This window comes from Mucilaginibacter straminoryzae, from assembly GCF_022953055.1.
GTDB classification, from domain to species: domain Bacteria; phylum Bacteroidota; class Bacteroidia; order Sphingobacteriales; family Sphingobacteriaceae; genus Mucilaginibacter; species Mucilaginibacter straminoryzae.
This window is the reverse complement of record NZ_JALJEJ010000001.1, coordinates 596819-608724: the sequence shown is the minus strand read 5'-3', so window position 1 is coordinate 608724 and position 11906 is coordinate 596819. Positions and strand designations below refer to the sequence as shown.

Sequence of the window (11906 nt, the reverse complement as noted above, 5' to 3'; positions counted from 1 at the left end):
TTTGTAAAATGATCTATTGCAATTCTTCGGGGCGTTCGCTCAAGTGGTAATAATCAAAGTCGGCAAAGCCTCCGGGTGTTTTTGTGGCGTAGTTAAACAGCCCGAAACGATAGCCCATAAAGTGCGGTAAGGTGTATACCATCTGAAGCGTATCACCCAAGCGTGTCCACGATTTACCGTCCAGACTGTAGTAAAAATAGCCTTTATCGGTACGGTCCCTGAAATCGCATACGGCCTTCAGGTATACCTTCTCAGATTTGAGTTCTACCCCTGTGGTTTCCTTCAGCGAACCCGACTGCGCGTCGATTGCCACCAGGTACTTTTTACCATCTTCAGCTTTTACACCTATCCATCCGTATTTCTTCTGCAACAGCATCAGCCCTGCCCTATCCCCATCTTTCATACCCTTTACATCTAACGCGGTTACCGCCGAACACATTGGCCCGAAGGTGCGTTGGGTGAGGGTATTTCTTGCTAATAATAAAGAAGTATCTACCCGTCCTGTCTTCAACCTTAAATAACCCGGCCTTTCAGTAACAGACCATAGCTGGTTGTCCGGGTTGTGGTTCCACTGCCAAACCAGCGGCAATGGTGCATCTTTAGATTTGCGGGTAAATTCATCAGAATTGACGATACCCGGAATTAACGATCTATTGGCAGGAAGATCGAGCGTGTCCGGCACCTTTCCGTTGATGCCGATCACCGGCCAGCCATCCTCCCATTTCATGGGTACGAGGTAAGGGATTCGCCCAACGGCGCCATTATCGCGGAACAAATACGCATACCAATCGCCTTTCGGAGTGCTGATTACGCCACCCTGCGCCACACCCTTGTCCTGCAATACCGTCCGCCCTTCGTACGGGCCTGTAATATGGTCTGCCCGGTGGACGATCACCGTCCGCATTCCACCGCGCGGCCAGGTAATATTGAACAGGTAATATTTCCCGTTTACTTTAAACAGTTGAGACCCTTCTGCAGGCAAACCAATATTGCTGCCCGACGCCAGGCTTGCATTCTCGATAATCACCTGCGGTTTAACATCCGGTTTCAATCCATCAAGGTTATCATTCAGCTCGGCAAGCATAATGCGGCCGCTGCCGAAAACCATATACACTTTACCGTCATCGTCAAAAAACAGGGAGTGATCATGCATGGAAGGCTTAAAAGAAATGGCTTTCCATGGGCCTTTTTCAATATTCTTGGTGGTGTAGATGTAGGTTTTGCCGGTAGTTTGCGCAAAGGTGCTTACATAAAAAGTTCCGTTGTGGTATCGCAGGCTACTCGCCCATGAACCTCTTCCATAGGTGCTCTTTCCGTTAACCAGGTTCAGTTCATCCATGTCGTCCAGCGTTTGGTAGGCGTAGCTCACCATTTGCCAGTTCACCAGGTCTTTTGATTTCATAATAGGCACACCCGGGCTCATATGCATGGTAGTACTGCTCATGTAATAGGTGTCTCCCACCCGGATCATAGACATATCCGGCACGTCTGCATATATCACGGGATTATGCGCTTTTTGCGCCAGGCACAAAACCGAGGTAACACAAAAGCATAAGGCAAGTACCGCATGGCGTATTATTCTTCTCATCTCATTGATTAGATTAATGTCTGCTGCTCATTCAAGAATTTGTGGGTATTGCAGCGGTTGCTAAGATGCCGAATAACCCACATCATCTGTAGCACAAATGTGTAATTTACTATATCAAATGTTCATTTCGATTATCTGGCAGAATGAATCAATCATTTAACAGCAATTTCATTTTTAACTAATAATAATTACCATTATCGCACCACAGTAGAGCTTTTAATGATTTTTTAATAATAGATAACAGTTTTCGTTATAAGAGACCCTCATCTTTGAGGCGTTTATGAATGCCGGAATCAGTGCTTTAAAAATTAGTGATCGCGAATGTTCTAAAAACGTGTGCTTAGAATATCATATCCGACTATCCTCCTGTTTTTCCAGTCAAACCACGCGCTCAGTTCCGGCTCAGGATATTGCTCAATCTGCATTTTTAACCTTATCGCAATTTACAGTTATTGTTAATGCGAATCCGCTGTACAGCGTTCGTGGCATTTAATAATTGCTATTAAAAATACGGCAATCGGTGGATTGCACAGGATACTCATTATTAATTTTTTCAAAATCCAATAAATCAGCGTTAACACCAACAATTATCATTCATGAAAAAAGTGTACTATTTACTTAAAAAGCCATTTAATAGCGTCGCAATGGCAGCGATGGTGGCTTTGGCCGTGCTTGTGCAAAGCCCCTCTGGTTATGCCCAGACCCGCACGATAAAGGGCGTTGTAAAAGACGAAACCAATTCACCGCTTCCCGGCGTTACCGTAACTATTAAAGGAACTTCCTTAGGTACCCTTACCAAAGCAGACGGCAGCTACAGCATTCCTGTAAGCGGGAACAACGCCATACTTCACTTTTCTTTTATCGGTGCAGAAGCCATTGAGAAAAAAGTGGAAGGTACAAGCGTAATTAACGTTACACTGGTAACTACCTCTAAAGCATTGAAAGATGTAGTCGTGATTGGTTATGGTACAGCCAGCAAAAAGGATGTAACCGGTTCTATCACCTCACTGAAATCTGAAGACTTCAACCAGGGTGTCATCACCACCCCTGCAGAATTACTTCAGGGTAAAGTTGCGGGTTTAAACGTAACCCAAAGCGGCGACCCTAACCAAAAACCTGCGGTGATCCTACGCGGCCCGTCAACTTTCAGAACAGGCAACGGCGCGCAGGAGCCGTTCTATGTAATAGACGGTGTACCCGGCGCTTCCATTGATGTACTTGCACCTTCTGATATCGAGAGCATCGACGTATTGAAAGATGCAGCATCTACCGCCATCTACGGTTCAAGAGCGGCTAACGGTGTTATTATCGTAACTACAAAAAGAGCAAAACTTGGCCAGGCCCGTCTAGATTACAGCGCTTACGGCAGTATCAACAAGGTATCTAAACAAATAGACATGCTTACCGCACCAGAGCTGCGCAAGTATTTAGCAGACAACGGCCAGAAACCATTGGCAAACCCGATAGACGATGATGGCTCTGACACCAAATGGCAAGACCTGATTGAGCGTACCGGTTATTCACAAAACCACAATATATCTTATGGTGGTGCAGGTAAAAGCTCTGATTATGGTGCAAGCGTTAACTACTTTAAGAACAATGGTATCTTAAAGCGTACTGACTTAGAGCGGATCATCATCCGTGGGTATGTAAACCAGCGCTTCTTTAACGACAGATTAAAACTTAGCCTGAACGTAACCGACAGCAAAAGCAATTCAGACGACATCGCCCAAAGCTATGTGTTGCCGGCTATGCTGTTTTATTTGCCAACGGTATCTCCTTTCAACCCGGATGGCAGCTATAAAGAGAACTATACCCGTACTGGCAGCGGTACATTAAACCCGCTTTCGTTACTGAACAATAACACCATTCAGCAGAAAAACGAAAAAACGCTGATTAACGGTATTGCAGAGGTGAATATCATTGATGGCTTGAAGTTTACCTTAAGCGGATCAACCCAACGCGACCAGAATAACTATGGCAGCTATATCACCAGCCAGTCTGGCCTGGCAGTAGGTTTAAATGGTGTGGCCAAACGTTCTTCATACCTGAACACGAATGATGTATTGGAGTCTTACTTCAACTATGACCGTACTTTTGGTCAGCATAACATCAAGTTACTGGCTGGTTACTCATATCAGCAGAACCGTGTGAACGATGGTTTCGGTGTTCAAACCCAGAACTTTTCTAACGACGCCATTTCTTATAACAACTTATTCCTTTCTAACCCTTCGTCGGTTTCGCAGATCGCTTTTGATAACAACCCAATCTCTATCCTGCGCCTGATCTCTTATTACGGCCGTGTTCAGTATCAATTTGCAGACCGTTACCTGATCCAGGGCTCTTTACGTCGTGATGGTTCTTCTGCATTTGGTATCAACAACCGCTGGGGTTTATTCCCTGCCATTTCAGGTGCATGGAGAATCAGCAGCGAAGAATTTATGCGTAACATCCCAACCATCAGCGATCTGAAACTGCGGGTAGGTTATGGCGAATCTGGTAACAGCACCGGCTTCTCTGCTTATTCTGCACTGGTAGTATATGGTACCCAAAGCAGCAGCAAATTCTACTATAACGGAAATATTGTAAATGCAATTGGCCCGATACAGAATGAAAACCCAGATCTGAAATGGGAAAGCACCGCTACCACTAACATTGGTTTGGATTTCGGCTTGTTCCAGAACCGTTTAACCGGTTCGGTAGATTACTACATCAAGAAAACTTCAGACCTGATCTATGATACCCCGGTTTCTTTAACGCAATACGTTTATCCATCTTTAACTGTGAACGCCGGTAATGTTAAAAATACCGGTATTGAGGTGGTGTTGAACGCTACTGCCGTTAAAACCAGAAGCTTTACCTGGAAAACATCCTTCAACGTTTCGCACAATAAAAACGTAGTAGAAAGCCTATCTACCACCCAGCCGATCATTTATACGGCGCAGTTAGGCGGAAAAGGGCAATCAGGCAACTACAGCCAGATCATTCAGGCCGGTTTGCCGGTAGGTGCATTTTACCTGTGGCACTACATGGGCAAAAATAGCAAGGGTGTAAGTACCTACCTAAACGCCGCGGGTAATACCATTGCTACGCAGCCGCTTACTACAGATCAGTTCTATGCAGGCAGCGCCCAGCCAAAAATGATGTACGGCTGGTCTAACACGTTCTATTATAAAAACTTCGACCTGAACTTCCTGGTAAGAGGTGTTTATGGCAACAAGATCCTGAACGGTACCCTTGCTTCTTTGAACAACCCGGCAGATGCCAAACTTCAGAATATCCCGCGGTTTACGCTGGGTGAATCTTTCAGTGACATCAACGCTTACCTGGTATCTGACCGTTACCTGGAAAGCGGCTCTTACCTGCGCCTGGATAACGCTACGCTTGGCTATACCATCAAGACCAACGTTAGCGCTATTAAAAAGCTGAGATTATACCTGGCTGGTAATAACCTTTTTGTTATTACTAAATACAAAGGTATAGACCCTGAGATTAACATGGGCGGCCTGACACCGGGTATCGACAACAACAACTATTATCCAAAAACCCGTACCTACATTTTTGGTATTAACGCATCATTCTAATTCAAATCGACCATTAAACGATGAAAAAGATACTTTCTATTATAGCTGGGGTTGCTGCGGTAGCATCTTTCAGCGCCTGTACTAAACTTGATGTACCGGTAGAATCGCAATACGTAAAATCAAACTTCCCAACCACGGCATCAGATTACAATGCCCTTCTGGGTACCATGTACTCTAACCTGTCTTCCAGCTATGCGGTAAATTACTGGCGTATGCAGGAGCTGTCTACAGATGAGGCGATCATCCCTGCGCGTGACGGCAACTTCGACGACGGCGGCCAGTACCGCCAGTTGCACTACCACAGCTGGACCTTTGACCACCCGAACGTGATCGGCGTGTGGCAGTGGGGTTTCAGCGGTATCAATACCTGTAACCGTTTGCTGAGTGTGGTAAGCACTTCGCCGTCTTCAGACGCTACTAAAAAAGCCGCGACGGCAGAGATCCGTGCCATGCGTGCGTTGTACTACTACTTTATGATGGACCTGTACGGTAACGTGCCGATCATCACTAACTTCCCGGTAAGTACACCGCCTGCAACACAGCAACGTTCAAAGGTGTTCAGCTTTATTGAAAGCGAACTGAAGGACGTATTACAAACCTTGCCTTCAAAAACTAGTAATGCTTCAACCAATACGCTGCAATATGGCAAGCCAACCAAGGGTATGGTTTTCGCGTTGTTAGCTAAAATGTACCTCAATGCTGAAGTTTATACCGGCGCAGCACGTTACCAGGACGTAGTAAGCATGTGCGACAGCGTGCAGAACAATAAAAATTATACACTGGATGCTAAATACCGCGACATCTTCTTGCCTACCAACGGTCCGCAAATCAACGAAACTATTTTTGCCATTCCTTACGACCAGCAGATCCCCGGTAACCAGTTTACCCGTTTCGGTTTCTTCTTTTACCTGGCGCAGGCTTACGGCATGAACGTGAACCTGAGTATTGCCATGAGCACTACACCAGAGTTTTACAAACGATTTAACGTTCCGAACGATTTCCGTACCAAAACCTGGTTAGTTGGCCCGCAATATTACCCTGATGGTAACGGAGGCTTCACCAGTCAGCCGGTTTATTATCCGGGCACCACTACCCAAGTAGTGATCACGCCAGACCTGATATTAGTACCGGGCAAACCAATGGACTTAGGTAACACTATCGCCAGCCAGTCTGAAGGTGTGCGTTCTATCAAATACTATCCAGATCCGAACATCATCCAGTCAACCCGTTTAAATGGTAACGACGTACCGGTATTCAGGTTAGCTGATGTTTACCTGATGAAAGCAGAAGCAGAACTACGTGGTGCAGCAGTTACTACTGCCAATGGCGAACTGCAAACCCCGCTTTTACTGGTGAACAAACTGCGTACACGTGCCGGTGCAGACCAGGCAACTTCTATTGACCTGCCAGGTTTACTGGACGAACGTGCCAGAGAGCTTTCATGGGAAGGATGGCGCCGTAATGACCTGATCCGTTTTGGACAGTTCGAGGTGGAGTACAAATTACCGAACGACGTACTGACCATGAACAAAGACGTTACACGCCGGTTGTACCCAATCCCTTCAACCGAGTTGAAAACAAACCCTAACCTGGTACAGAACACCGGTTATTAATTAAAACAAATATTAAATAACTTGAGCGGCCATTGTTTTTACAATGGCCGTTTATCATACATATCAAAATGAAAAACTATTTAAGTATGCTGCTGATCGGTGCGGCAGCCTGGTTAAAAACAGACAGCACTGATAACTTGCCCATCAACAAAATACAGGTGATTGGTTCGCACAATAGCTATAAGAAGGCTATAGACCCCGCATTATTTAAGGTCTTTCAGCAAATGGACCCTAAATCGGCCAATGCCCTGGATTATGAGCACATTCCCATTATCGACCAGTTAAACATGGGTCTGCAAAACCTGGAGATTGACATCTACAGCGATGAGAAAGGCGGCAGGTACGCGCACCCTAAAGGATTGGACTGGGTAAAGAACCAACCACCTTATGACGAGCAAGGGGTGATGAAAAAACCAGGCTTTAAGATATTGCACGTACCCGAGCTGGACTTCCGGAGTGATTATCTTACCTTTTCGCAATGTTTAAAAGCCTTAAGGGCCTGGTCTGACGCTCACCCGGATCACGGCCCGGTATTTATTACCCTTGAACCCAAGGACAGCGAACCCAAAAACCCGACGTGGACAAAGCCCGAGCCCTTTACCGAAAAAACGTTTGACCAGGTAGATAGTGTGATCCTGGCAGACTTGGGCCGAGAACACCTGATCACCCCGGATCTGGTTAGGGGCAAACATAAAACGCTGAATGAGGCAATAACCCATAATGGCTGGCCTACGGTGAAAGCTGTTAAAGGTAAGTTTGCTTTTATTCTGGATGATAAAAAGGAAAAGATGCAGCGGTATATTGCAGGCCATCATTCACTAAAAGGGCGTGTGGTTTTCGCTAACGCACCAGTCGGAACACCCGAAGCTGCGATGATGATCATCAATGATCCGCAGGATCCGTCAATACCCCAACTGGTAAAACAAGGCTACTTTATCCGTACCCGCGCCGATTCTGACACCAAACAGGCCCGCACTAATGACCGTACAGATTTTACAGCCGCCTGCAATTCTGGCGCGCAAATCATCACGACAGATTATTATTTAAAAAGCACGCACTTCCCGTCAGATTACTCGGTGAGCTTTGAAGGCGGTAAATATGTTCGTCCGAATCCGGTACTTGTTCCCCATCCAAATCAGTAATCAACGCAATAGCATCCCAATGATAATTAGCCATAAAGACATTTCAAATTCAGGCACACAGGTAAAAAGCAAAAAGGCTTTTACCTTACTTTTTGCATTGTTTACCGGCACTGCTACCATGGCGCAGCAGCATGTAGACCCCTGGGCACCGAAAGAAATAACCACCATACAGCCGGTAGCCAGTTTAGATAAAGGTGTGTGGATGAAAGGCGATCTGCATGTACATTCTAGACATAGTAAAGAATCCACCAATAATTCCATAGGCAAAATCTTGAGATTCTGCGATAAGGTGGGGATGGATTATATCGGCATAACCGACCATGACAACCATGTGGCCGGCGACGTAATGCACAACACCTGGGCCGACCCCGAATTTAAATCTAAATCTGTAGTACTGCTCTACAGCGCCGAATGGACTACAGTCCGCGGCCATGGTAATGTGTTTTCTGCAAAGCCTTATGACCATCAACGGTTATTTGAGGTGCGCGACCAGCGCGATCTGGTGATCGGTGCGGTGAAGAACGGGTTAAATGTTCATCTATCAGCAAATCACCCCAGCGGGAAAGATCATTTCGGTTATTCTTATGACCTTGTGCAGTCTGTAGAAGTTTGGAATTCGGCCATCTGGTCAAAAAATGCCAACGCCATGATGATCTGGGATGATATGCTTTCTTCAGGCCGGAAACTAACCGGGCGTGGCGGAAGCGATGCGCATCACGGTGTGCCTGAAGGCGACGAGAAACCAAGTAAAAGCACCGTTGAAGCTACAGCCAACTACGTAGGCACCCCTACTACCTGGGTATTTGCAACGGCGCGCAACAGCCAGGCTGTTATAGATGCCCTCACCAATGGCCGCGTCTCGGTAAGCGCGAACCCGTACTCGCCACGTGTTGAATTCTACGCGGATACCAACGAAGACGGCAAGCCGGACATGATGATGGGCGATAATATCAAATCAACCGGCCAAAATGTTAAATTCAGGGTTGTATTAACCGGGAAAACCTTTGCAGATTCTACTTACACCATTAAAGTAGTTAAAAATGGCGATGCGTTTAACACGTACAAAATAACAGGTAAAGATCCGAAAGTAGAGTTTACCGATACACCAGCTTTAATTGGCCGTACGTATTACCGGGTGACGGTAGAAGGCAGACCGGCAGATTATCCCGAGGTACCGGTATCAACCAAGCTTACCGGAAATATGGTGGCCTTGTCAAACCCTATTTACTTCAACTTCGACCCGAACTTTTAAAACCTGCCGCTTATTGCTAAGGCATTGTCAAATTGTTTTCATCAGATTGTCAAACATAGTGGGCCCATTATCCTATTTAATAGTTAAGTTTAGTTTCGCAACGGATAAACAATTGATCTTAACTATGAAACCAGATATTTTATTTCACCCCTTCCAACTAAAGACATTAAACCTGCGTAACCGCATTGTAATGGCTCCGATGACGCGTTCTTTCTCGTCCAATGGTGTACCCGGGCAAAATGTGGCTGAATATTATACACGCCGTGCCGCAGGTGAGGTTGGTCTCATCCTTTCAGAAGGTACCGTGATTGATCGCCCATCATCATCTAATGATGCCAACGTACCTCATTTTTATGGTGAAGAAGCACTTGCAGGATGGCAAAATGTAATTAACAGCGTTCACCAGGCAGGCGGACAAATGGGTCCACAGATCTGGCACATGGGCATTATGGATAATCACCATTCCGGCTGGACACCTTCAGTTCCCTTTGAAGGCCCTTCCGAATTTAACCGCCCGGGTTTTGCCAACGGTAAAGCCATGACAGAAAGTGATATTGCCGATACCATTGCAGCGTTTGGCCGTGCTGCCGCAGACGCAAAACGCCTTGGATTTGATTGTGTAGAATTACACGGTGCACACGGTTACCTAATTGATCAGTTTTTCTGGGAGGGTACCAATAAGCGTCAAGACCAATACGGCGGCAACACCATCGCAGCACGCACACGCTTCGCAGTAGATGTGATTAAAGAAGTGCGCCGCCAGGTGGGTGATGAACTTGCGCTGATCATTCGCCTGTCGCAATGGAAACCGGCCGACTTTAACAATAAACTGGCTAAAAATCCTGAAGAACTGGAACAATGGCTTACCCCTCTGGCAGATGCAGGCGTAGATATTTTCCATTGTTCGCAACGCCGTTTCTGGGAAGCTGAGTTTGAAGGATCAGACTTAAACTTTGCGGGCTGGGCCAAGAAAGTAACCGGCAAACCAACGATAACTGTAGGTTCTATTGGTTTAAGCGGCGAATTTATTGCAGGTTTCCAGGGCGAAAGTTCCGATCCAAGTTCAATAGACGAATTACTGCGTAGGTTTGACCGTGGCGATTTCGACCTGGTAGCGGTAGGCCGCCCTTTAATAGCCAACCCGGATTGGGCGAAGAAGATCCATGAAGGCCGCGATGCTGAACTTAAAGGATTTTCGCGCGAGTTGTTAGGTCAGCTGGTATAATCCCGGCGATCATCAAAAACCATCAATTGACATTTCATAAACATTCAAGGCAGCCAAATGGCTGCCTTGAATGTTTTATACGCGTTTGTTAATAGTGCTGATTGCCAGATCCGTTTGTTTGGTAGGCGCCGATATCTTTGCCTGGCGGCGTCAGTTCGGTAACGCCAAATCTTGGATCTATGATCACATCACCCCTCGGTGTAAATCCGGTAAAACCTTTTCCAACGCAGGGCGAAGTAAGTTTAAGCGCCAGGTTATAACTGCCAACCGTAGCGATATCCCGCAATTTAGCACCAGCAGGCATAGGTACGGGCCCGTTAATAAACTGCGGGTTATTTGCCCCTAATACTGCTGTATTCGCCGTGTAAACATCACCCGGATTCCAACCAGCAGGCAAAAATGTTGAAGGCGCCGGGATATCAGTAGCCATCGCCCTGGTAATAGCTGTACTTACTGCCTTTGACGGGTAAATCTGGTTGGCAACTGCAGCAGAATCTGCATAGCTGAAATTATAACCATATTTCAGGTTGGCGGTGTCGGCTATTGGATTCTGTACCACGCGCAAACCAAACTTGCAATTCACCATCAGGTTATTATAAGCCATACCTGCGGCATCCTGTTCAAAGTTGATCGAACCGCCACGACCCGCCGCTGCCCGTCGATAACCGCAATTAACAATTGTGTTATTATACATCCGTACGTTAGAACCCGGGACACCGGTTAATGCACCCGCGTTCGAAAGCTTCGGCCCATTGGTGGCTATGCCAATACAAACATTGTAAGCAAAATCACCAATGGTGCCGGCCTTCGCATTTAATGATTCTCCGCCGGTATACCCGCACTTTTCAAACGTATTTCTGAACATTTCAATTTTAGCGCCGACGGTTCGTATAGCATCATCCACGCTGCCATAAATCCATGAATCTTCTAACACCAGGCTACCATACGGATTTTGGAAATAGACAGGATAGGGGCTCGAAGAAAGTACAGCAATATCGCCGCTGGGCTTACCGCCTGCAAAATCAATATGTGTCCATTTGATGATAATCTTATTGCAACTAGGCCCGCCGATGATTCCCGTCCATTTACCAGCAAAGGCAGGGTCTGTTGCCGGATTTGCACCAATCTGGTCTGTTTTAACCACACCTGGAGACGTGAAATATATTGGTTTTGCTTTAGTGCCCAGCGATAACAAAGTACCGTTTACACCTATACCGTAATTACCGTTAAAATTAACAGTAACGCCTTCCTGTATCGTCAGTGTATCGCCTTTGTTCACCATCAGGTTTCCGCAAATACTATAAGTTTTCCCAGCTAGCATGGTTCCTTTTACCGCGAGGGATGTTGCTCCCTGCGGCGGCACCAAGCAACCCGCATCGCTGATAGGAGCTGCTGTTTGTACAACGGCAAGCGAAAGCTCCTTATCATCAATCGCTTTTTTACACGACCCTAATACCAATGAAACAAGGGTAATCAGTAATAAATAGAATATCTTTTTCATA

Annotated in this window: 7 protein-coding genes; 5 read left to right on the top strand and 2 right to left on the bottom strand. The window is 46.2% G+C overall.

Going from position 1 to position 11906, the window contains the following annotated elements; translation table 11 throughout:
- Nucleotides 1–13: 13 nt before the first annotated feature.
- Entirely contained in the window at nt 14–1588 is a 1575-nt protein-coding gene (locus MUY27_RS02685) for a glycoside hydrolase family 43 protein (protein WP_245128427.1), read from the bottom strand.
- Between the two features lie 596 nt (nt 1589–2184).
- Between MUY27_RS02685 and MUY27_RS02680 the strand changes: the two genes are divergently transcribed.
- From MUY27_RS02680 to MUY27_RS02660, 5 genes are all read left to right on the top strand, one after another.
- Nucleotides 2185–5172, top strand: coding sequence for a SusC/RagA family TonB-linked outer membrane protein (locus MUY27_RS02680; RefSeq protein WP_245128426.1), 2988 nt, complete (start codon nt 2185–2187; stop codon nt 5170–5172).
- Nucleotides 5173–5192: 20 nt separating this feature from the next.
- A complete protein-coding gene (locus MUY27_RS02675; protein ID WP_245128425.1) occupies nt 5193–6785 on the top strand; it encodes a RagB/SusD family nutrient uptake outer membrane protein in 1593 nt (530 codons plus the stop codon).
- 68 nt (nt 6786–6853) lie between these two features.
- Nucleotides 6854–7927 (top strand): phosphatidylinositol-specific phospholipase C1-like protein, encoded by a 1074-nt coding sequence (locus MUY27_RS02670; protein ID WP_245128424.1) that lies wholly within the window; start codon nt 6854–6856, stop codon nt 7925–7927.
- 19 nt (nt 7928–7946) lie between these two features.
- Nucleotides 7947–9179 (top strand): CehA/McbA family metallohydrolase, encoded by a 1233-nt coding sequence (locus tag MUY27_RS02665; protein WP_245128423.1) that lies wholly within the window; start codon nt 7947–7949, stop codon nt 9177–9179.
- 124 nt (nt 9180–9303) lie between these two features.
- Entirely contained in the window at nt 9304–10404 is a 1101-nt protein-coding gene (locus MUY27_RS02660) for an NADH:flavin oxidoreductase (RefSeq protein WP_245128422.1), read from the top strand.
- Between the two features lie 88 nt (nt 10405–10492).
- Here MUY27_RS02660 and MUY27_RS02655 read toward each other — a convergent pair whose 3' ends face one another.
- On the bottom strand, nt 10493–11905 hold the full coding sequence (locus tag MUY27_RS02655) for a hypothetical protein (RefSeq protein ID WP_245128421.1): 1413 nt from the start codon (nt 11903–11905) through the stop codon (nt 10493–10495).
- Nucleotide 11906: the final 1 nt, after the last annotated feature.

What these genes read in the sequence shown, in the direction of transcription:
- MUY27_RS02685 (WP_245128427.1), bottom strand. Translation starts at nt 1,588, where the DNA reads ATGAGAAGAATAATACGCCATGCGGTACTTGCCTTATGCTTTTGTGTT.
- MUY27_RS02680 (WP_245128426.1), top strand. Translation starts at nt 2,185, where the DNA reads ATGAAAAAAGTGTACTATTTACTTAAAAAGCCATTTAATAGCGTCGCA.
- MUY27_RS02675 (WP_245128425.1), top strand. Translation starts at nt 5,193, where the DNA reads ATGAAAAAGATACTTTCTATTATAGCTGGGGTTGCTGCGGTAGCATCT.
- MUY27_RS02670 (WP_245128424.1), top strand. Translation starts at nt 6,854, where the DNA reads ATGAAAAACTATTTAAGTATGCTGCTGATCGGTGCGGCAGCCTGGTTA.
- MUY27_RS02665 (WP_245128423.1), top strand. Translation starts at nt 7,947, where the DNA reads ATGATAATTAGCCATAAAGACATTTCAAATTCAGGCACACAGGTAAAA.
- MUY27_RS02660 (WP_245128422.1), top strand. Translation starts at nt 9,304, where the DNA reads ATGAAACCAGATATTTTATTTCACCCCTTCCAACTAAAGACATTAAAC.
- MUY27_RS02655 (WP_245128421.1), bottom strand. Translation starts at nt 11,905, where the DNA reads ATGAAAAAGATATTCTATTTATTACTGATTACCCTTGTTTCATTGGTA.